This is a genomic window from Pantoea sp. JV6 (assembly GCF_025910055.1).
Lineage (GTDB): Bacteria > Pseudomonadota > Gammaproteobacteria > Enterobacterales > Enterobacteriaceae > Pantoea > Pantoea agglomerans.
In genome coordinates, this window is the sequence record NZ_JAPCIM010000002.1 from 407,494 (window position 1) to 428,494 (window position 21,001).

General features: G+C 51.0%; 18 protein-coding genes, 1 tRNA gene and 2 pseudogenes. 13 read left to right on the forward strand and 8 right to left on the reverse strand.

Annotated elements, in window-relative coordinates:
• Together OK412_RS02480 and OK412_RS02485 are read right to left on the reverse strand one after the other, a co-directional pair.
• Positions 1-1,311: an MmgE/PrpD family protein gene (locus OK412_RS02480; protein WP_264352644.1), complete on the reverse strand. Its 1,311-nt coding sequence runs from the start codon at positions 1,309-1,311 to the stop codon at positions 1-3.
• A 79-nt stretch (positions 1,312-1,390) separates the two neighbouring features.
• Entirely contained in the window at positions 1,391-1,936 is a 546-nt protein-coding gene (locus OK412_RS02485; protein WP_022624974.1) for an N-acetyltransferase, read from the reverse strand.
• 252 nt (positions 1,937-2,188) lie between these two features.
• Between OK412_RS02485 and OK412_RS02490 the strand changes: the two genes are divergently transcribed.
• From OK412_RS02490 to OK412_RS02505, 4 genes are all read left to right on the forward strand, one after another.
• Positions 2,189-3,259, forward strand: a complete 1,071-nt coding sequence (locus tag OK412_RS02490) for an iron-containing alcohol dehydrogenase family protein (protein WP_264352645.1) — start codon at positions 2,189-2,191, stop codon at positions 3,257-3,259.
• A 47-nt stretch (positions 3,260-3,306) separates the two neighbouring features.
• Positions 3,307-4,620 (forward strand): LLM class flavin-dependent oxidoreductase, encoded by a 1,314-nt coding sequence (locus tag OK412_RS02495; protein WP_264352646.1) that lies wholly within the window; start codon positions 3,307-3,309, stop codon positions 4,618-4,620.
• 185 nt (positions 4,621-4,805) lie between these two features.
• Complete coding sequence (locus OK412_RS02500; protein WP_010247933.1) at positions 4,806-5,087, forward strand: hypothetical protein; 282 nt, start codon at positions 4,806-4,808, stop codon at positions 5,085-5,087.
• A 98-nt stretch (positions 5,088-5,185) separates the two neighbouring features.
• On the forward strand, positions 5,186-5,587 hold the full coding sequence (locus OK412_RS02505) for a cell envelope integrity TolA C-terminal domain-containing protein (protein ID WP_010247930.1): 402 nt from the start codon (positions 5,186-5,188) through the stop codon (positions 5,585-5,587).
• A gap of 76 nt (positions 5,588-5,663) precedes the next feature.
• On the opposite strand, the gene fhuE is transcribed toward OK412_RS02505, so the two are convergent.
• Positions 5,664-7,826: a ferric-rhodotorulic acid/ferric-coprogen receptor FhuE gene (gene fhuE, locus OK412_RS02510; protein ID WP_264352647.1), complete on the reverse strand. Its 2,163-nt coding sequence runs from the start codon at positions 7,824-7,826 to the stop codon at positions 5,664-5,666.
• Positions 7,827-8,221: 395 nt separating this feature from the next.
• Here fhuE and OK412_RS02515 point away from each other — a divergent pair, with 395 nt between their 5' ends.
• From OK412_RS02515 to OK412_RS02525, 3 genes are all read left to right on the forward strand, one after another.
• A complete protein-coding gene (locus OK412_RS02515) occupies positions 8,222-9,310 on the forward strand; it encodes a YncE family protein (protein ID WP_029519393.1) in 1,089 nt (362 codons plus the stop codon).
• Between the two features lie 298 nt (positions 9,311-9,608).
• Positions 9,609-9,962 carry a type II toxin-antitoxin system RelE/ParE family toxin gene (locus OK412_RS02520; protein ID WP_033772148.1) on the forward strand — a complete coding sequence of 118 codons (354 nt, stop codon included), beginning with the start codon at positions 9,609-9,611 and terminating at the stop codon, positions 9,960-9,962.
• A 4-nt stretch (positions 9,963-9,966) separates the two neighbouring features.
• Positions 9,967-10,269: a helix-turn-helix domain-containing protein gene (locus OK412_RS02525; protein ID WP_010247918.1), complete on the forward strand. Its 303-nt coding sequence runs from the start codon at positions 9,967-9,969 to the stop codon at positions 10,267-10,269.
• 382 nt (positions 10,270-10,651) lie between these two features.
• Here OK412_RS02525 and OK412_RS02530 read toward each other — a convergent pair whose 3' ends face one another.
• Positions 10,652-10,846 carry a TIGR03746 family integrating conjugative element protein gene (locus OK412_RS02530; RefSeq protein ID WP_264352648.1) on the reverse strand — a complete coding sequence of 65 codons (195 nt, stop codon included), beginning with the start codon at positions 10,844-10,846 and terminating at the stop codon, positions 10,652-10,654.
• Positions 10,847-11,204: 358 nt separating this feature from the next.
• Here OK412_RS02530 and OK412_RS02535 point away from each other — a divergent pair, with 358 nt between their 5' ends.
• Entirely contained in the window at positions 11,205-12,068 is an 864-nt protein-coding gene (locus tag OK412_RS02535; protein WP_264352649.1) for a hypothetical protein, read from the forward strand.
• Positions 12,069-12,184: 116 nt separating this feature from the next.
• Here the strand turns inward: OK412_RS02535 and OK412_RS02540 are convergent.
• Positions 12,185-12,259, reverse strand: a pseudogene (locus tag OK412_RS02540) (hypothetical protein); the annotation flags it as partial.
• A 125-nt stretch (positions 12,260-12,384) separates the two neighbouring features.
• Here OK412_RS02540 and OK412_RS02545 point away from each other — a divergent pair.
• A complete protein-coding gene (locus tag OK412_RS02545; protein ID WP_264352650.1) occupies positions 12,385-13,380 on the forward strand; it encodes a hypothetical protein in 996 nt (331 codons plus the stop codon).
• Positions 13,381-13,826: 446 nt separating this feature from the next.
• Here OK412_RS02545 and OK412_RS02550 read toward each other — a convergent pair whose 3' ends face one another.
• Positions 13,827-14,699 carry a hypothetical protein gene (locus OK412_RS02550; RefSeq protein WP_264352651.1) on the reverse strand — a complete coding sequence of 291 codons (873 nt, stop codon included), beginning with the start codon at positions 14,697-14,699 and terminating at the stop codon, positions 13,827-13,829.
• A 478-nt stretch (positions 14,700-15,177) separates the two neighbouring features.
• Here OK412_RS02550 and OK412_RS02555 point away from each other — a divergent pair.
• Positions 15,178-16,289 (forward strand): IS3 family transposase gene (locus OK412_RS02555; RefSeq protein WP_264352652.1). Its coding sequence is split into 2 segments (ribosomal slippage): positions 15,178-15,439 and positions 15,439-16,289, totalling 1,113 coding nucleotides; the frame shifts between segments, so codons are not numbered across the junction.
• 16 nt (positions 16,290-16,305) lie between these two features.
• Here OK412_RS02555 and OK412_RS02560 read toward each other — a convergent pair.
• Together OK412_RS02560 and OK412_RS02565 are read right to left on the reverse strand one after the other, a co-directional pair.
• Positions 16,306-16,647: pseudogene (locus tag OK412_RS02560) on the reverse strand (Arm DNA-binding domain-containing protein); the annotation flags it as partial.
• Between the two features lie 161 nt (positions 16,648-16,808).
• Positions 16,809-16,884: transfer RNA gene (locus tag OK412_RS02565), tRNA-Asn, on the reverse strand.
• 505 nt (positions 16,885-17,389) lie between these two features.
• On the opposite strand from OK412_RS02565, the gene OK412_RS02570 reads away from it, so the two are divergent.
• The 3 genes from OK412_RS02570 to OK412_RS02580 are packed head-to-tail and all read left to right on the forward strand — an operon-like array spanning position 17,390 to position 20,879.
• Positions 17,390-18,313, forward strand: a complete 924-nt coding sequence (locus OK412_RS02570; protein WP_010247907.1) for a sugar ABC transporter substrate-binding protein — start codon at positions 17,390-17,392, stop codon at positions 18,311-18,313.
• 32 nt (positions 18,314-18,345) lie between these two features.
• Positions 18,346-19,830 (forward strand): sugar ABC transporter ATP-binding protein, encoded by a 1,485-nt coding sequence (locus OK412_RS02575; RefSeq protein WP_010247905.1) that lies wholly within the window; start codon positions 18,346-18,348, stop codon positions 19,828-19,830.
• Between the two features lie 23 nt (positions 19,831-19,853).
• Positions 19,854-20,879, forward strand: a complete 1,026-nt coding sequence (locus tag OK412_RS02580) for an ABC transporter permease (RefSeq protein WP_170933484.1) — start codon at positions 19,854-19,856, stop codon at positions 20,877-20,879.
• The last annotated feature ends 122 nt before the right edge of the window (positions 20,880-21,001 follow it).

Below are 21,001 nucleotides of genomic sequence, written 5' to 3' on the forward strand. Positions count from 1 at the left end.
TTACAGGGCGCTCAGTACTGCGCGCCCCAGCGCCTGCAAATCTGCCGTTGAACGCAGCTCGCTGGCTGCCAGCAGATCGGGCGACGCCTCCTTCAGCGCCAGCTGCAGTTTCCTGTTTATATCCACACTCTCTGCCAGTGACTGCTGGCGCGTGCGGCGCTGATGCAGCTTTGTGCCATCACTCAGCGTCAGCGTGACGTCATGGAAGCGCAGGGCGGGATTGATCGCATCGGGCGGCGCGCTGTTATCGGGAGTACGACGGACGCGGGCGGCCAGCGGCATAATCTGATGATTGAGATCGCCTTCGGCGAAATCCTGTAAACGCAGATCGCCGTAGATCAGCATCGCAGCAATCACATATTCCAGGCTGAAACGCGCTTCAATGCCGTGCGTCGGAACGGATATGGAAGCGGCGATGTCACCGCCTGGCGGGAAGGCGACGGTGATATCGACAATCTGGCTCAGCAGCGCATCAAGAGGTTTGCCGGCTGCCAGCCACTGCTGGCGCAGCATTTGTGCGGCTTCCGCTGCGCTGTGGGTGCCTGCGCAGGTTGGGAAAGGTTTGAACTCCAGTCCGGGCGCGCTAATCCGCCAGGGGCGGCCCCAGTTTTCCAGCAATTTCTCCGGCTGCGCCTGACCAGAACTGCTGGCTGCCAGAAAAGCCTCAATCACACCCGCCTGACGGCCATCTATTCCGGCCAGTGTCAGCAGAGCCGCTGACACCGCACGTTCTGCGGCAAAACCAGCGTGCAGTGGTTTCACCGCCGAACCAAACTGCGCGCGTAGCCCACTGGCCTGTGTGGCAGCGATCCCCAGCAGGGTCGCGGTTGCATCACCTTCCAGCGCCAGCAAACGCGCCAGTGCCGCCGCCGCTGCCAGGGTGCCCAGCGTTGCCGTGTTGTGATAGCCCAGCGCGTAATGTTGCTGGCTGACAGCCAGTCCCAGACGACCAGCCATTTCCACACCCGTGACGTAAGCATCCAGAAAACGGTTCAGGCGCTTTGGCTGATATTGCTGCCAGGCGAGCAGGGCGGGCAGGATCACTACGCTGGGGTGACCGCGAAAATCGGCATGAAAATCATCGTAGTCCAGCGCATGTCCGGCATAGCCCAGCAGCAGCGCCTGCGAGCGCACGCTGCCGTCGCGGTAGATTGTGCGCAGTGCCGGTAAGCCGCTATCTGGCACCTTGCCCTGTAACACCGGCCAGCTCACCGCCAGGAAGTCCCGCACACCTTCACGCGCGTGCTGGTGCGCTGACTCATCCGGCTGACTATAAAGGATATGTTCAGCCAGCATTGCGCTCAGGTTCATTGCGGTCGCTCCGGAAAACGGTGCAGTTCGTGGCGAAACGCGATCGGCTGTTCGCCCAGTGATGCGGGATTATCGCTGCTCATAGCGGGTTTCCTTCTGCTGCTGTCTGGCGGCTCAGCCAGGCATCATGTGCCGCCGGGTCCAGTACTTTTTTCATATAGAGGGTGATGTGACCTTTACCGAGATCGCGGGTATGCATCGGCTGGAAGCCACGTTTCAGATACATCTCTTTCAGCCAGGGGTGATGGGTGGCGGTGCCCAGCGAGACCGCAGGGGCATGCAACTGATCGATCAGGATTTCCTGCTCTAACCGATCCTGAACCTGGCGACCAAAATGGTGGCCGGGATAGTCGGGATGCGCGCCAAACCAGCCGATATGCGGCAGCCCAAACGGGCCGGGCAGCGGCCCCCAGGGATAGCGAACGGTCACTGATGAAACCATCTGGTTACGCATGTAGAGCGCATACACACCATGATTCTGCAGATGGCGTAATGCTGTAGCGCGGTCAGCCGTGGCGGCATCAAATTTAATGCCCAGTGCTTTAACGGGTGCATAGGCGGCATGCATCAGTGCCAGATAAACATCTACCTCATCTTCTCTGACCTGACGAAAATCGAGTTGCATAATATTTCCCGGAAAACTGCCAGGCAGGCAGTTAATTCATTCAGCCAGAATGAGAGATTAACAGTAAAAGCCGGGTCGCTATGTGTGAAAAATAACTAACCTAATGCGGATTTGTGAATATGAAATGGCCGGTTTTTGATTGCTTAAATTGTTATTTGTCGTAGTATTCAGAAAAGAAATTAAATTCCATGAGACACTATTAACTCATTGTAATAAAAGTCTTTTTCTATTTTATATAATCAGGATGCTGCTGTGTTAGCCATTACATCTCCGCGAGCCTATGCGCATGAGGCGGGCCTGCGCATCCGCGCCGGTCAGTTTATTAAACCCTATGCCACCCATATTCGTATTTTTACCTCTCCTCAGGCGTGGCAGGCGGTTAATCCGGAATTAAGCCAGAGTCTTGAAGAAAATGGCATCCGCTGGCAGCTCGACTATTTAGAGGGCGAATGTACCGAACAGGCCATCGCCAGCTTAAAACATCATATCGAACAGCAGGGCGCAGAACTGCTGCTGGCGATTGGGGGTGGACGCGTGCTGGATGCGGCTAAAGCCGCTGCCAGCCAGTTGCCGGCGGTCACGCTGGTTAACTTTGCGACCCAGGCGGCAACCTGCGCGGCCTGGTCACCGATTGCCATCATCTATAACGAGCAAGGCGGCCATCTGCGCAGCCAGCCGCTGGGGAAAATGCCGGAGCTGGTGCTGGTGGACAGTGAAGTAATCGCCCGGAGCGACGTGCGCTACCTGAAAGCGGGTATTGTGGATGCGCTGGCCAAATATTATGAATTCCGGCCTTACCAGCAGCACAACCCTGATGATCTGGCTTTGGATCTTAAGGTGATGACCGCGCGGCAGGCGCTTGACACTTTCCGGCAGCAGGGAGACGCCGCGATCCTGGCCTGCCAGCAGCAGCGGGTCACGCCTGAACTGGTCAGAGTCATTGATGCCACTATCGTGCTCGCCGGGCTGGCGAACAGTGTGCGCGACCTGCTGCCGACGCCGGGCTTTGCGCACGCCATTCACAATCGACTGACGCACCTGCCGGAGCTGCATCACTGGCTGCACGGTGAGAAAGTCGGCTTCAGCCTGCTGGTGCAGTCGCTGATGGAACATGACGGCGTCGCGGATGCGGAACTCCTTGCGCTGCTGCGACACTACGATATGCCGCTGAAGCTGCCGGTGTTACGCGGCGATCGCCATAGCGCGCTGCGCAACATCGCGCAGCAGATTAAATTCCCCCAGGCCTGCGCAGAACGGCTGCCGTTTAGCGTCTCCGCCCGCGCGCTGGAACAGGCGCTGCTGGCGACGGACACCCTTTTTTAAGCGCGCGCTGCGGCGCGCCTTTTCACCTTACAGACCAGGAATCGTTCATGAATCATTTCACTCCATCACGTCGCCTGCGGCTCGGCCTGTTTGTTCAACCGGTGGGTCAGCACGTGAGCGGCTGGCGTCTGACGGAACAGCTGGGCGATCCCACTGACATCGACTGGCTGATCACGCTGGCTAAAAAAGCCGAAGCGGGTAAGTTCGACCTGTTCTTTGTGGGTGATGCACTGGCAACCAGCATGTATCGTCTGCCGTCGACCATGGCACGCCTTGAACCGCTGACGATGCTGGCGGCGCTGGCGGTCCACACCAGACGTATTGGCCTGGCCGCAACCGCCTCTACCACCTTCAGCGATCCCTTTACGCTGGCGCGCAGTTTCTCGTCACTGGATCACATCAGCCGTGGCCGGGCCGCGTGGAACGTCGTGACCTCGTTTTCCACTGACGTTGCACGTAACTTCAGCCGCAGCGATATGCCCGACCACGCTTCCCGCTATGCCCGTGCGCGGGAGTTCCTTGAGGTGGCAGACAAATTGTGGCGGGGCTGGGAAGCGGGGGCAGTACAGCCCGACAAAGCGACCGGGGACTATTTTGTTGATGAGAAGATCAAACCGATCAACCATCAGGGCGAGCATTTTCAGGTACAAGGCCCCCTGAACATCACGCGTTCGCCACAGGGACGTCCGGTGATTATCGAAGCAGGTTCTTCTGCTGATGGTCAGAAGCTGGCGGCTGAGACAGCGGAAGTGATCTTTACCGCCTCCGCCAGTCTGGAGGAAGCGCAAGCGTTCTATCGCACTCAAAAGGAGCAGGTCATTGCCGCCGGGCGTAACCCGGATCATGTCGTGATCATGCCCGGTGTCATGCCGATTATTGGCCGCACGCGTGAGGAGGCGAAGGCGCTGTGGAAAAAGCTGAATACGCTGGTGGATATTGAGAACGGGCTTCGTCAGCTCTCACTGCGGTTCAGTATGGATCTCAGCCACTATCCACTGGATGGCCCGGTACCGGAAGTTCCGCTGGGCGAAGGTAATCAGAGCCGCGTTAAGCTGATGACCGATATGGCAAAGCGCGAGAATCTGACGCTGCGTGAGCTGGCCGCCGTCGCCGCCGGTTCACGCGGACACCGCGTGATTGTCGGTACCGCTGAAGATATCGCCGACGACTTCCAGCAGTGGCTGGAGCAGGGCGGGACGGACGGCTTTAACATTATGCCAGCCATTATGCCTGAACAACTGGATCTGTTTGTGGAGCTGGTGATCCCGGAACTGCGCCGTCGCGGACTATTTCGCGATGAGTATGAGTTTGCTACGCTGCGGGAGAATCTGGGGCTTAAAGTGATAACCGAAGAGAGTTAACAGCCACGGTCATCACGGGAAATATTACCGCAATACTGCATGCAGTTTGCTGGAAAAGGATATGCGGTTAACTCAGCAGGGAGGCTGGAGCCTGTATTGTGCCGCACTATTTTCCAAAAGCGTTCTGCAAACCCATTCATACCCGATATAGTGCAAATCTATCCTCTGGGATGTGAGATCGCTGAATGTCAGAATACAGGTTCTATACCAAAGGCAAATACACTGTTGCACTTGAAAGATCGGACGTAACACGAGCTTTCGATCTGACAGAGCAGGGTTATAAAAAACAGTTCGAGGAAGTTCGTGCCTCAGATGAAAAACAGGCACTCGCACGCTTCGCGGATATCCGCAGGGACAAACGCATCGACCAGCACAACTTTCTGGCGGGCGCGGCCACGATGCCCCTGATTGGCGTATTAACAGCGATTGCTTTCTCTCTCTTCTGGCGAAAAAAAACGGGAAAATAACCCTGTGTTGATTCGCTTTGCAGGGGTTTAGCTTAGCCTGATATCAGAATAACCAGGGAGCAGGACGCCGTTCCCTTTTCACCTAAAAGGACTTATCCATGAAAAAGATCATTCCCATTTTCTGCTGTGCCCTGTTAGCCGGTTGTGCGCCTCTCACTCCACACGAATGCATTAAAAAAAGCGCACTCGAAACCTGCAGCTATAACCGTTCAGGAAAAGTCGGGGACAACGATATCTATGGTCAGCAGGCATCTGGCATAAAAAAAGCGCTGGATGCTGCACTATCAGAGCCGCACGCCTGGAAGGGGAAACGCTGTAATGCCCATCTGGATTTCAAAATTGATGGCACCCTGGATAATTTTATTATCAAAGGGGGCGATAAAGATTATTGCAACGCGCTCAAAGTGGCGGCAAAACGCGCCAGATTTCCGGCTTTCACCGACCAGCATGTTTTCGATGTGATGGGATCAGCGCGCTGGAATATGGAAGGACAGCCCTGACACGCATCATGCCCGTTAAATCAGCCCACCAGACAGCCCGCAATCGCGGGCTGTCTGGCCTCTCAGCTCACCATTATCAGAACTGATAAGACACGCTGATATTCACGTTACGTGGCTCACCGTAAACGTAGCTGTTCATATAGCTGTAATATTCACGGTCAAAGAGATTATCGACGTTGGCCTGTACGGCAACCTGCTTATTCACCTGATAGCGGGCAAACAACGAGGCCAGCGGGTAGCTGCCCTGATATACCCGTACGCTGTCGCCGCTGGCATTGGTCACATCTTTAAACACCCGGTTCTGCCAGTTAATTCCGCCACCAACGGTGAGCTCGGGGATCGCGGCTAACTGATAACGGGTGAAAAGCTTGAATGAGGTTTGCGGCTGATAGCTGTTGAACCGGCCACTTTTATCGCGTGCCACATAGCGGGTTGCGCCAAAGGTCAGCTGCAGATTATCGGTCAGCGCGCCATTCAGCTCGAACTCGGCACCCTTACTCACTGCACCTTTGGCGGCGTCATAGGCCTGCTCATTGCCGCTCAGATAAACGCCATCAATCGCCTGTCCGACGTTATCCTGCTCGATGCGGAAAATCGCCACGCTGGCGGTCAACAGGCCATCGTTCCAGGCGGATTTCAGACCGGCCTCGTAATTTTTACCTGTCACCGGTGAGAGGTAACTGCCGTGAGTGTCGCGATAAGTCTGCGGCAGGAAAATGGCGGTGTAGCTGCCATAGGCGGACCATGTGTCATTAATGTCATACACCAGCCCTGCATAAGGCGTGGTGTTATTTTTAGTCATCTCTCCGCTGCTGCCATGGGTGCTCCACTGGGTATAGCGAGCGCCAATAATCAGCGACAGCGGATCGGCCAGCGACAGCCGTGCAGCGCTATAGACCGATTTCTGACGAACAGTGTCATCATCGTTGAGATACCAGCCCTGCCACTCCGGCTCCGCTACGTTACCGGTCCAGCTATTATTGAAAATTCCCATATCGGCGGCAGTGATTTCACCCGCCTCCACATCGCTGAATCCATCCTGACTGTAGGCGGCATTATGCTGGCGGCTGTAGCTTGCCCCGGCCATCAACAGGTGATGACGACCCAGTAGTTCAAACGGGCCGCTGGCAAAGCCATCGATTGAATCCATTTTACGCTTGCCGCGATCCATACTGCCATAACCGGTAGTGCCTTCACCGCTCTCCTGATCGGGATTGCCCATCACATAGAGCAGCTTATCGCTGAAGGTATTCTCAGCATGCGTGCCGTTGATATGAATATTCCAGCCGTTATCGAAGTTATGGTCGATATCCGCAAAGACTTTGCGCGAATTAGTGTTGTAACGCGCCCAGTTAGCTGATGAATTCAGGCTGCGGTCGTAATGTGTCGTGGCGTTGTTACTGTAAAACATCGGCAGGCCACCCCAGGTTGGATTGCCGGTGTTGTCATCTTCATAGTCGTAGCCCAGTGACAGCGTCGTCTTGTCGGTAAGGTCTGCATCAATCACGCCGTAGATGAATTTTTTGGTTTTTTGATAGCGATCCAGCCAGCTCTCCTGATCGGTATAACCGGTCACCACACGGCCGCGCAGGCTGCCATCGCTGTTAAGCGGGGCAGAGAGATCCGCCACGTAGCGCTGCTTGTTCCAGCTGCCATAGCTGGCACTCAGCGTGCCGGTCGCGGTTTTGCTGTCAGCATGTTTACGTACCATATTGATCGAGGCCGAAGGGCTGCCCGCTCCGGTCATCAGGCCGGTCGCACCGCGCACGATTTCAATACGGTCATAGATTGCCGTGTCGGACGCCGCATCGCCGTAATTCCAGCTATCGTTAACCGAGGTCGGAATGCCATCGAAAGTGAAGTTGCTGACTTTGAAGCCGCGTGAATAGTACTCGGAGCGTTCACTGTCGATAAGATTGGTGGAGATACCGGTGGCGCTGGTCAGCACATCATTAACCGATTGCAGATCCTGATCCTGCATTCGCTGCTGCGTCACCACGCTGAGTGACTGAGGCACATCTCGCGGTGTCAGCATTAATTTGGTGCCCGCGCGGGTGGTCTGCACCGCGTAATTCTGCTTACCGCTGTCACTGGTTTCGTCAGGCGTGGCGCTGACCACCATATCCTGCGATGTCTCCTCCGCCGCCAGGGCGGGGTGGAAGAGGGTGTGTATCGCCAGTGTCAGTAATGAGACGCTAAAGCTGTTTCTGAAACCTGATTCCCTGCCACTACGAGCCATAAAATTTTCCATTAAAAATTGGTATTGAGTTAAACCGTTGTGTCTTTGGTTGTTATTTTTTATCCACTCATCTTCTGGAGAAAGACGCTCAGCCAGTTATGAGAACGCCAATGATAATCATTTGCTTTATATATTCTTCAAAGGATTCAATCGAAAGTGTAACTTTATGTTAATTATTTATAATTCAATGTGATAGGAAAATTTAAAGCCTTTTAGTTGCTGATGTTTATCAGATTTGAAAGCAGAAAAAGGGCATTCAGGTGGAATTTAACGGGGCAGTTAAGCGGTTTAACGCGGGTAAAATGACCGGACAGGTCTGGATAGCAGCGTCGTCATTTGATTACTGGCTGTTAATGCGTATGATTCTCATTCTTTATTTCCTGACGGAGTTCAGCATGAAATCGTTAAGCCCGCGCAAAGCCGCTGTTGCCATGGCAGTTGCCGCTGCCTTTAGCCTGACAGCGTGTCAGGCACCAGCTAAAAAAGCCGATGCGCCTGCCGCTGAAGCCCCAAAACCGGTTAATACCGCAGTGACACAACGCGCTCTGGGTGATGGTCTGTACGAAATGGCTTACTCCCCTGCGTCAAAAGCGTTGTTTGTCGCCAGCGCGCAGGCGTTTAAGGATGTGAACGGCGGCATGATCTATCGTCTCGATCCGGCCACGCTGACGACCAAAGGCGAAACGCATACCGACATGAAAAACTTCGGTACCGCTATTGATGAAAACGGTCAGGTGTTCTACACCACCAACTCACTGGATGGCGCGATCTCCAAAGTGGACGCCCAGAGTGGCAAAGTGCTGCAGCGTCTGGTGTTCCCGGGCAAGATCAGTAAAGAGGGCTATCCGGCGGGTGCGCGTGAAGTCCTGTGGCACGGCAACGAGCTTTATGTCGGTCGCGTAGCCGAACCGGGCTATATCTCCGTCGTGGATACCCGAACGTTTAAGCTGAAAACCGAGATTAAAAACGCCGGGAAATGGGTCACAGGTATCATCTATTCCCCGCTGACTGAGCGCATTTATGCGGCTAACGGCTCGGGTGAAATTCTGGTGATCAATCCACGTAGCCATAAAATCGAGAAGCGCTGGACCGCAGGCGATGGCAAAGAGTATCTGTTCCTGAACATGGCGGAAGATCCTGCTACCGGTCGCCTGTTTGTTACTGACGACTCCAAAGGCAAAACCACGCTGATCTTTGATGAGCGCACCGGCAAAGTGATCAAGCGTATCGAAGGTGATGCGATGGGCATCAAGTTCAACGCTAAACGCAATGAGCTTTACATCAGCCAGCGCGAATCGAAGAAAGTGCTGCAACTGGATGCCACCACCTACGCGGTGAAAAACAGCTGGTCGTTTGACAAGAACCCAAACAGCCTGCTGATTGGCCCGGACAACAACACGCTCTATGTCACGCTTAAGGCGGAATTCAACAAAGATTCCTCCACCAAAGGCACTGACGAGATTGCCCGTATCGCGCTGCCGTAATCACGCGCTAAAAGCGTCACTCTGCATTGGCAGGGAAGCGATGCGAACAAAGTGAAAGCCCGCTCAGGGAAGCCTGAGCGGGCTTTCTTATTGATAACAACGCCTCACATCATCTCACCCCATAACCAATCCGGTACAGCTCGAAAAACGATGAAGGTTGTGTGGATTCATCACTGACCCGGCTGAACGCTTCTCTCACTTTGCACTAAAAGCACAGGCATCTGAAATCCCCCTGTATCGCACTCGATTATCGCTTTACACCTATATAGTATTTGACCTATATTAATAAGGAGATCCCGTGTGGATGATTAAAACGACGGAGAGGTTTGATCGCTGGTTTACCTTGCTTAATGAGAGCGATCGCGCCTGCGTACTGGCAGCATTAATGGTGTTGCGCGAAAAGGGGCCGGGGTTGTCCAGGCCATACGCGGATACGCTAAAAGGCTCTGTTTATATCAACATGAAAGAGCTGCGTATTCAGAGTCGCGGCGATCCGATAAGGGCTTTCTTTGCTTTTGACCCAAACCGAACGGCGATTGTGCTTTGTGCCGGAAATAAGATGGGCAATGAAAAGCGTTTTTATCAGGAGATGCTTCCGGTTGCCGATCGGGAATTTACACACTGGCTGAATAGCTTTAAAGATGAGGAGTAACCAGATGGGCAGAACGCTTGAACAGCTTATTGCGGATGAAAAACCGGAAGTCGTTGCCGACGCACAAGCGATGGCGACGGATATCCTGCTCAACATTCACCTTGCCGAGCTGCGTGAGAAAGTGCAGAAAACACAGGTCGAAATGGCAAAGGCGCTGGGCATTACACAGCCTACCGTGGCGGGTATGGAAAAGCCGGGCCGCGATCTGAAGCTCTCCACGCTCAAGCGCTATATCGATGCGGCAGGGGGTAAGCTGCGGCTGGTGGTGGAACTGCCGGACGGCTCGCACTACGGGTTTGAGGTGTAAGCCATTCAGACGGGGATGTTATGCCGCCGTGACCGAAAACATAAAAGCAAAAAGCCCGCTCAGGTTTCCCTGAGCGGGCTTTTCTAATTCTGGCTCCTCTGACTGGGATCGCCTTTGCCAGTAACTGTTTAATAAATAAGATAAACCTGAATTCCCTCTCTGTCAAGACCACCAGAATGACCACCTTTAGAGAAAGTAGCAACGCAGTAATATTGTGGCTAATCTTGGTGGATTGGTGCAATAGTTGTCCTCAACAAGCTGGCTATGAATATTATCCGTGGCGATTCAAGTCGCTCCCAGCGCAGTATCTCCACGGCATGGGCAACGGGAGTCACCATCAGGGTCAACAACTCCAGCCAGATGAGACGGAGAGGGTGATGCTTCATGGGATTTCTCCCTGTGTAACCAAACCGCCACGACTCGGTGGCTCAGGTGTGGGGGCTGTGATACGTTTCGGGGCACTGTCGAAGCAGTTGAGCACTAGGCCAAACGGGTTACGGACCGGGTCAACATCGGCACGTACGATTTTGACCAGGTGGCGTACGAGGGCGCGTTTGACCGTTCCGGACCGTGGCACTCGTCAGCGCCAGTCAAGATTGGATACTGTGTGTATCTGTGCGGTGGGGTTGTCGCCATAGCCGCGCCCTGGAATTTCGTAGACACCGCGTATCAGGGCGCAGGCTTCTCTACTTAAATTCAGGTAATGCCATAAATCGGGGTAAAATCTAGATAACAGGTAGCGAGAGCAGTTGGATTTCCTTTCCCAACTGGGTAGGATTAAGAAACCATCGACTGGCCCACTTATGTAGAACTTTGAAGCCAGATGGCACTGCAAGGCTTGGCGTCTCAGCTTTTAGCTTTTCAACTTACGAATCAGCTCATAGAGCCAACAAAATGGGAAGGCTCGGCAAGCCTACCTGATAGGAAAAGTCAAGATGACAAATGCAGTGGTCTGGTTCGACCATGATTCATCGAAAGTATGGGCAGTTGCAGATTCTTTGCTTACGGCGCAAACCACTTCTGCTGGGCACACATCCATAAGCAGAGTCACGGATCAAGCGATGAAGGTCCTGCGGTTACAAGTAGGTGCTTGGGGTACTCTCCCTGGCTCTATTGTAGGCGGCCCGGTTATTTGTTACGACGTCGGTATTGTATATGCTGGCGCGGTAACCCCTGCGCTTATGACCTATTCGGCAGCAGCAATGATGCTCCCTAACCTTCATCCCCAGACTGAAAAAGATCGTAGAATTTTTACCCCTGGCCTTGCCGCTGTTGCTGACCTGATTCGGTACTTATCTGAACGTTATACGCGTGATGCGAGCGTTGGGTATGCCAGCAATAGAGCGCCTTTCTGCGAGTTCGTCATATTCGGTTTACCGCCGGACGACAAGCTCAATAGTCTTCCTCTCGATTGTTACTGGATTCATCCAAAATTCAATTCAATTGGGGAGTTTTCCCAGATTGCTGAGCGGGTCGATCTCCTGGGTGGAGAGGTGGCCGTTATTGGAGACGATACAGATAGCCTCCGTGCTGACATTGATCGGTTGTTAGCCTGTCCTAGTGACAACCATAAAGGCAGGGAGCCACGAGTCGCACTTGAAGCAAGAATGCGGGCTAGGAAACATGACACAGTAGGTGGCACCTTGCAATTTGGAATACTGGAGGGGGGACGAATGAGCCTCTTTGGTGCGAAGCACGACGAATTTGGCGAGCCAGTTCAAAACTGGCTTGGATTCGACTTCAAAGCAGAAATTAATTCAATCCTTGGGATGTCAGTGAAGATTCCATCTTTGGACTGACTACGGATTTATTCGTCCGTGATTTATCGCGTGTGATTGGTTATGGCCGACATTTAGTAGATAGTCAGCGGCCAATTGCTAGCGTCGGCGTAGCCGCTAGCAACCCCAATCTTCTAAAAGACCGGATGTTTTGCACTGCACTCGTCCAGCGTTTTATGGATGGCCGCCGTTTTTTCATCTTTATGCGGGTCACACAAATTACCTTTTAGTCTCATTGAGATACGTTTGATATAGTGGATACACTTTGAACCTTGACATTTCTATGTTCGTATTAATTATTTAACAATAATAGCATTTACAAAAAGGATTATTCTTTATGAGTATTGTGCCGTTTAGTCTCGCAAATAATATTGGAGACCGTTTTCTTGAAATGTTGCGGAAACATGGAATTAATCCGGGTGTTAGCTCTAAATTGGAAAATGAACTTCTTTCACTAACTGCGTTGATTGAAATTTGGGAAAACCCAATTTTAATTAAAGATGAAGAATGTAAACTTGATATCCTGCGCAGTGCTGCTGGCCTTTATGATCTAGGTGCAAAAGTATTAACGGTTGAACCGTTACAGGATTTTCCTACTTTCTTACCACATCTTCGGCTTATTGGAGAACAAAAATATGATTACGCCTCACTAGGACAAAATGTAGCTAGTGGACCTTCCGATGATACAGCTAGAAAAATAGCAGAGCTTTACATTGGATGTCTAGCTGTACATGTTGGGACAGATGTACAACTTGATTCACCAACAAATGCGAAAGGCGACAATCCTGATGTTATGTTTACTTTAAAAAAAGATAATAGTGAGGAAACCTCCCAAAGATGGGCGTTAGCAATTAAGACAATTTCTACAATTCAAGGACAGACAATTTTTGAACGTATTCGTGAAGGTGCTTTACAGATAGATGATCCTAAATGCTCTGCAGATAGAGGAATGGTTGTTATCAATGCTAAGAGTGCATTGGACCACGATGCTCTGTGGAACGGGAATTACAATAATCTGAGTGAAGGTATTGTAGCACTCAAAGCTCAGTTAGATAATTTAGCTGAGCAAGCAAATTTAAATCGTCCACAACAAGAATGGGATGATATTTTTGCAGATAAAGTGGTTCGGCCTATTATTTTTATGGGACAAACTCTAATTACATTGCCGACACTTTTAAGCAATAAAACACCAACTATTTTGAAAATGTTTAGTATATATTGCGCAAATGGGACAGCAGATGAAACTGGATATGGAATAGTGTTTTGTATGAATGAATATATGCAAAAAATCAAGAGCGGAATTCCTGGGGGAAAAGGTGTTCTTCCATCTTAATTCTAGGTGGATACATAAAGTCTAACGGATGAGTTAAAGTGTATAGTACAATATAGAAGCGGTAAATGCTAATGTTTATCAAGTAACTGTGATTTGAAAATTATTATTACTTGGCAAATATTTTAAGGTAGTTCAGCCAACCAGACTGTCAATAGTCCCGATTGACAAGTGCTTTGTTGCAGGCATTCCAGTTAGACATTTTGAACTTGTTTTTCCCACTAGATACCGCTACAGGATCAGGAATGTGCCGATCTGATCCTGAGTGCGTCCAAAAGTTCGATTTGTTCAACAAAGCCTTTTTTATAATGGTTATTTATCTCTTAATGCACATTTTCGTTCGGTTAGCCCTCAAACCTCTTGTGTCAGCATGGGTAGACTGGGTTTTATTGCAAAGCTTTATAAGTGATAGAGATGAAAAAAGCTTTGCAAGTATTTTAAATTCAAGCTTATCTTCTACTATTAACTGATGGTGGGAGTATTAAGTTGCTTCCACCTTTTACATCTGATGCATCAATTCCTGATAAAACTTCTGTGAGTCCGTTGTACTTGCAGTGATCTATTATCCTACGGATTGGAACACTGCCATTAATAATATCCACTACAATGTAAAAAAAACCTTTCAACACATGCTTCAACTCATGCTGTAAATCGCTCGGATGTATGAGGGTTGCATATTGATGTGTGCGTTGTATAGCTTGTTTTACGGCTTCGAAGTCATTGTTTAAGTCAAAGTACAAAACGGGGTAATGATAGTCAGTAATTGAGTTTACTACGTAATTAATCCCATCATGACTAGCTTTAACCTGTATTCCTGCTGGTTTTGCTGAGTTTGATGTCTGCGCTGGTGATAAGCATAGTAATTGATTTTGTGTTTCGTCTTTTTTAACCCATATAATATCTCTTTGAGTATCACATGGATTGTAATAGTTTGGATACAAGTTCTTTGTGTTCTGTGAGCCAGTTGCTACAGCAACAAAATTATCTAGTGTGGAACTGTTTCTTGTTCCTCCACGAGCTATTTTTCCCAGTGTTCTATTTACTTCAGTGTTATTATTACATGTCTTAACTACCAATGCCTCAGCAATACTGCCAACTAGTCTGGTTGCGTCAGCATGAGGATTTCCTGTGAAAATATGCTTTAGTTGCAAATTTTCATTTATTAAAGACTCCTCTACCAAAACATCTAATAGAGTTGACCCATAAAGTGACATGTTTATATCGGATGAAGGATTTGAAAGATAATCGGAATAACCCTGAGAAAAACGCGTTTCTCCATTATCATCTTCCACTATTATTTTTATATTATTTGGAATGAACACCGTCGCCGAACTCCCGTCTCTTTGGGTGAAAAATAACAAGTATCATTGTCTTATCTTACTTTTTTTCTTGGCATCTAATGTATTAGATAAAACTAAGTTTATAACAGATAACTGCCCTCTACAAGAAAGGGACGCTATATTGTCGCTATCACAATTAAGCTGACCTTCTCACCTATTGATTAATACACCGCGATGTTAGTAATGTCTTCATCAGCAATGTGACGACATTCAAATGAAGAAACGTTTTACCGACGAAAAGATCATCAGTATCCTCCGCGAGGCCAAAGGCGGGGTTTTTACCCGGGAGATTTGCAACAAATACGCTATCTGACCCTGACCCGAAATCCTGCTCCATCCAGAAACAGAATTCCGGCATGATAAACACTCCCCTGAACGGAGTGTAAGTATCCCTGTAATCCGCACCATTCACTTTTAGAGATCTTCCGGCATACTGATTATGTCCCCGGAGGAGATCGCCATGCGTAAAGCACGATTCACCGAACACCAGATCATCGCCGTTCTGAAGTCCGTCGAAGCCGGACGCACCGTTAAAGACGTCTGCCGCGAGGCAGGGATCTCTGAGGCCTCGTACTACAACTGGAAAGCAAAGTTCGGCGGTATGGAAGCCTCTGATATCAAAAAGATGAAAGATCTTGAGGACGAGAATCGTCGTCTGAAGCAGATGTTTGCCGATCTGAGTCTGGAATGCCGGGCGCTGAAAGACGTCATCGAAAAAAAGCTTTAAAACCAGCGATAAAACGTGAGCTCGCCGACTATCTGACCACGCAGTTTACGATGAGCATACGCCAGGCATGCAGGACGTTGTCGCTGAGCAGGACGGTATTTCGTTATCAGCCGGATACGCGACGTGATGAGCCGGTGATTATGGCGCTGACCGTGGCGGCTGAGCGCTATCCGCGATACGGATTTAAAAAGCTTTTTCAGGTGCTACGCAGGCAGGGGAACAGCTGGAACCACAAAAGAGTTCACCGGATTTACTGCCTGCTGAAACTGAATTTTCGCCGTAAGGGAAAACAACGCCTGCCGGTGCGTAATCCGGCTCCGCTGGCGACACCAGAGTCTCTTTACCAGAGCTGGTCCATCGATTTTATGCACGATGCGCTGGTGTGCGGCAGGCGCTTCCGGACCTTCAATGTGGTGGATGATTTTAACCGGGAAGCGCTGGCGATAGAAATTGACCTGAACATCCCGGCTCAGCGGGTCGTGAGAGTGCTGGACAGGATCGTGGCAAACCGTGGTTATCCGCTGAAGATGCGGATGGATAATGGCCCCGAGCTGGTCTCGTTGACGCTGGCACAATGGGCAGAAGAACATGGTGTGATGCTGGAATTTATCAAACCGGGAAAGCCAACACAGAATGCCTTCATCGAGCGGTTTAACCGGACGTACCGGACAGAAATACTGGATTTTTATCTGTTCAGAACACTGAATGAAGTACGGGAAATAACGGATCGCTGGCTGAATGAATACAACAGTGAACGTCCCCATGAATCCCTGAACAACCTGACGCCGGAAGAATACCGGCTGATGGCTGAAAATCCGGAAATCTCAAAAAGTGCGTGGAACTAAAACGGGTGTGCTTACACTCTGACCATGTACGGTTGCTTTTATGCCAGCTCAGTGCAACAGACTTGAAGGTTTCTTCTGGCAACGCAGTGGCTCTTTCAGCGGAGCGCTGTTGTGCTGGGTTGATATTATGCGCCAGCAATTTACGGATACCATCACTCTGTTGACGAGCGTCAGCCAGAGAGACATCAGGATAGGTTCCTAAGCCGAGACGGGATTCTTTACCATTGATACGATATTTGAGATACCAGAGACGTGAACCGCCTGGATTAACCAACAGGTACAGACCATGGCAATCGGAAATTTTGAAGGGTTTTGCAGATGATTTTAAGTTGCGGATTTTTGAGTCGTTAAGAGACATTTGGGGGTCGCTGCGTCATCGAACCAACATGACCCCAAATCTGACCACCAAATTCTCCCGATGCGGAGGGAAAACTGAAAATGCATCGGGAAGACTTTTCACACTAACTCGTTGAATCTAAATCGTATAAAGATTCGTGAAGATGCATGAAAACATAAATTTGGCTCCTCTGACTGGACTCGAACCAGTGACATACGGATTAACAGTCCGCCGTTCTACCGACTGAACTACAGAGGAATCGCTTGAACGGGGCGAATATTAGCGGCGCAGATCCCGCTTGTCAAAGCCCTGTTTACCGAATTGCGTTCAGATGCTCGTAAAAGCAGCGGATTGGCGATTTTTACCCGATTCTGCTGGATTTTCAAACTGCCAACAGGATCTCACTTTGCGGGCATTTCTCCGCAGATGTTAGAGGCATGTCAAAGTTTTGTTGTTTGCCGATGTTAAAACAACCGTTTCAGTGCTTTTATGATAAAAATTTCAAAACGTGATTATATGGAATAAATAAACTGCTTATCATCACGGTCGTCATTATCGTCTGAAAGTGAAACGCTATTTTGAAGTTAACTGTTTGCAGATCAAGTGATTGTGAAAAGGAGTGGTCGATCAAAAAAATAGTCAGAACCTGAAGTCTTACCTCAAATTTCCCGAAACAGACGCCAGACAGGCTGGGTGAATGTAAAAGATATTTTTCATTCGCGGTCACAGCCGCTGAGCAAGTTAACAAATAAGAAGGGTCCCTATGAACATTAAAAAAACGATTGTCGCCTCACTGTTAGCCTGCATGTTACCTGCCGCGGTTATGGCAAAAGATATCTCAGTTGGCGTCTCCATGGCGCTGTTTGATGACAACTTCCTCACCATTCTGCGTACCTCTATGCAGAAAGAGATGCAGAAAGATGGCGTTAAAGGGCAGGTTGAGGATGCAAAAGGCGACGTTTCACAGCAGCTGCAGCAGGTTCAGAACTTTATCGGTCAGGGTGTTGATGCGCTGATCGTCAACCCGGTCGATACCAATGCGGTGAAACCGATTATGGACCAGGCGAGCAAAGCGGGTATCCCGCTGATCTTTGTCAACCGCCGTCCACAGGCTGAGCTGACCGGCAAAATGGCCTACGTCGGGTCCGATTCGGAACTGGCCGGACGCTTACAGATGGAAGCGCTGGCTAAAGCGATGAACGGCAAAGGCAACGTTGCCATCCTGATGGGTGACCTGGCGAATGAAGCGACCCGTGACCGTACCAAAGGTGTGGAAGAGGTTGCGGCTAAATTCCCTGGCATCAAAATTGTTCAGAAACAGACCGCCAAATTTACCCGTAACGATGCGGTAGACGTAGTCAGTAACTGGATGACCGCCGGTGATGAGATCAATGCCATCGCTTCTAACAACGATGAAATGGCGATCGGTGCGCTGCAGGCACTGGGTAAAAATCCGGACAAAATCCTGATCGCTGGCGTCGATGGCACACCCGATGCGCTGCAGATGCTGAAGCAGGGCAAGATGGTCGCCACGGTATTCCAGGATGCGCAGGGCCAGGGTGAAGGTGCGGTGCAGACGGCAATCAAACTGGTGAATGGCGAGAAAGTTCAGAAAGTCATCAATATCCCCTACCAGTTGATTACTAAAGAAAACATGGAACAGTTTACCAAGCGTAACCTGAAATAGTCGTTCCCGACCCAGCTGTACGGAGGTGATGTATGAACGCTTTTGCGCTTGAAGCCGAAGGCATCAGCAAGTTCTTCCCCGGCGTTAAAGCCCTCGACAACGTCTCGTTGCGGGTGCGTCCGGGAACGGTACATGCCTTGATGGGCGAAAATGGCGCGGGCAAATCCACTTTAATGAAGTGCCTGATCGGGATGTATCGTCCCGATCAGGGCACCATCAAAATTAAAGGGGAGCCGGTGCAGTTTCAGGACACCATGGACGCGTTGCGTTCCGGCATTTCAATGATCCACCAGGAACTCAACCTGGTGCCTTACATGACCGTCGCCGAGAATATCTGGCTGGGTCGCGAGCCGATGAGATTTGGCTTTGTCGATCACGCCCGGCTTAATCAGATGACGCAGGAACTGCTCAACCGCCTGAATATCCGCCTGAAAGCCGATCGGATGGTGGGCGAGCTGAGCATCGCGTCGCAGCAGATGGTTGAGATTGCCAAAGCAGTTTCATGGGATTCAGACATCGTGATCATGGATGAGCCCACCTCCGCGCTGACAGAAACCGAAGTGGCGCATCTGTTTACCATCATTCGTGACCTGCGGGAGCAGGGCAAAGCGATCATCTACATCAGCCATAAGATGGATGAAATTTTCACCATCACCGACGAAGTCAGTATCTTCCGTGACGGCAGTTGGATCGCCAGCGATCAGACGTCGAAATATACCCGCCAGTCGCTGATTACCCAGATGGTGGGACGCGAACTGACCCAGCTGTTCCCGAAATTCAACAGCGCAATTGGTGAAGAGGTGCTGACGGTGCGCAATCTCACCTGCAAAGATCGTTTCACCGACGTCAGTTTCAGTGTGCGCCGGGGGGAGATCCTCGGCGTCGCCGGACTGGTGGGTGCGGGTCGCAGCGAGGTGATGGAGAGCCTGTTCGGCATGGAGAGCTTCGACAGCGGCGAGATCCTGATTGATGGCGTGCCGGTGACAATCGACTCACCCTCAACCGCGATTGAAAAGGGCATGGCGTTCCTCACCGAAGACCGTAAAAAGTCCGGCCTGTTTCTGGTGCTATCGGTAATGGAGAACATGAGCATCGTTAACATGCCGGAGTACAGCGGCAAAAGCGGGTTTGTCAGCCATGTGAAGATGGCGCAGGACTGCATGGATCAAATCCGTCGTCTCAACATCAAAACGCCGACCATGGATCAAATCATCAATAACCTCAGCGGCGGTAATCAGCAGAAAGTCCTGATTGCCCGCTGGCTGCTGGCGCAACCGAAGATTCTGATTCTGGACGAACCGACGCGCGGCATTGACGTCGGCGCGAAAGCGGAGATTTACCGCTTAATCAGTGAACTTGCCAACCGTGGCGTGGCTATCATCATGGTCTCCTCTGAACTGCCGGAAATTCTTGGCATGAGCGACCGGGTAATGGTCATGCACGGCGGGCGTATAACCGGCATCCTCGATAAAGAAGAAGCCGATCAGGAAACCATTCTGTCGTTGGCATCCGAGTGAGGCGCGAGACCACTATGAGCAATATGAAAGCTACTGCCACCCCGGCAGCCCCGCAGCAACCCTCTTTTTTTGCCAGCCTGCGTCATAAATTGCCGAAAGATACCGGCATTTTCGTGGTGATGGTGGGGATTGCGTTAATTTTTGAAATGTTCGGCTGGTACGTGCGTGACCAGTCTTTCCTGCTCAACACCAACCGTCTGATCCTGATTGTATTGCAGGTGGCGATTATCGGGATTATCGCCGTCGGCGTGACCCAGGTCATCATCACCACCGGTATCGATCTCTCCTCCGGATCCGTTATCGCCCTGGCGGCAGTGGTGGCCGCGAGCCTGGCGCAGACCTCTGACAGCCTGTCGCCAATGTATCCGTCGCTGGTGAATATGCCTGCGGTGATCCCTATCGCGGCCGGTATCGGCGTCGGTTTGCTGGCGGGTGTGGTCAATGGTGTGCTGATCACCCGCACCGGTATTCCGCCCTTCATTGCTACGCTGGGCATGATGGTGTCGGCACGCGGTCTGGCGCAGTATTACACCCAGGGCAATCCGATCAGCTTCCTTTCCGATGGCTTCACCTCAATCGGACAGGGTGCCATGCCGGTAGTGATTTTCCTGGTGGTGGCGCTGCTGTTCCATATCGCCCTGAAGCATACCCGCTACGGTAAATATGTTTACGCCATCGGCGGCAACATGACCTCGGCGAAAGTCTCCGGTATCAACGTTAATAAGTATCTGATTATCGTCTACACCATTGCAGGCGCGCTCTCTGGCCTGGCGGGTGTAGTACTGGCGGCGCGCGTCAGCAGCGGTCAGTCGAGCATGGGGATGTCGTACGAGCTGGATGCGATTGCCGCAGCCGTTATCGGTGGCAGCAGCCTGATGGGTGGCGTGGGCCGTATCACCGGAACATTAATTGGCGCAGTGATCCTTGGCCTGATTAAAAGCGGATTCACCTTCGTTGGTGTCGATGCGTACATTCAGGACATCATCAAAGGGATGATTATTGTGGCTGCGGTCTCTATCGACATGCACCGTAACCGCAAAAAACGTTAATCAGCAGGCGTTGCCTTCTTCCGGATGCGGGAGAGGGTAACGGTTGCTTTTTATCATCCGGCATTCGTCAGCGATAAGAAATCCTGCTGATAGCGGTTACATTCACTCCCTGTTTTTTACTC

Bases quoted from the DNA above. Each gene is read 5' to 3' on its own strand.
- OK412_RS02480 (WP_264352644.1), bottom strand. From the start codon at position 1,311: ATGAACCTGAGCGCAATGCTGGCTGAACATATCCTTTATAGTCAGCCG.
- OK412_RS02485 (WP_022624974.1), bottom strand. From the start codon at position 1,936: ATGCAACTCGATTTTCGTCAGGTCAGAGAAGATGAGGTAGATGTTTAT.
- OK412_RS02580 (WP_170933484.1), top strand. From the start codon at position 19,854: ATGAAAGCTACTGCCACCCCGGCAGCCCCGCAGCAACCCTCTTTTTTT.
- OK412_RS02495 (WP_264352646.1), top strand. From the start codon at position 3,307: ATGAATCATTTCACTCCATCACGTCGCCTGCGGCTCGGCCTGTTTGTT.
- OK412_RS02570 (WP_010247907.1), top strand. From the start codon at position 17,390: ATGAACATTAAAAAAACGATTGTCGCCTCACTGTTAGCCTGCATGTTA.
- OK412_RS02515 (WP_029519393.1), top strand. From the start codon at position 8,222: ATGAAATCGTTAAGCCCGCGCAAAGCCGCTGTTGCCATGGCAGTTGCC.
- fhuE (WP_264352647.1), bottom strand. From the start codon at position 7,826: ATGGCTCGTAGTGGCAGGGAATCAGGTTTCAGAAACAGCTTTAGCGTC.
- OK412_RS02505 (WP_010247930.1), top strand. From the start codon at position 5,186: ATGAAAAAGATCATTCCCATTTTCTGCTGTGCCCTGTTAGCCGGTTGT.
- OK412_RS02500 (WP_010247933.1), top strand. From the start codon at position 4,806: ATGTCAGAATACAGGTTCTATACCAAAGGCAAATACACTGTTGCACTT.
- OK412_RS02525 (WP_010247918.1), top strand. From the start codon at position 9,967: ATGGGCAGAACGCTTGAACAGCTTATTGCGGATGAAAAACCGGAAGTC.
- OK412_RS02545 (WP_264352650.1), top strand. From the start codon at position 12,385: ATGAGTATTGTGCCGTTTAGTCTCGCAAATAATATTGGAGACCGTTTT.
- OK412_RS02575 (WP_010247905.1), top strand. From the start codon at position 18,346: ATGAACGCTTTTGCGCTTGAAGCCGAAGGCATCAGCAAGTTCTTCCCC.
- OK412_RS02535 (WP_264352649.1), top strand. From the start codon at position 11,205: ATGACAAATGCAGTGGTCTGGTTCGACCATGATTCATCGAAAGTATGG.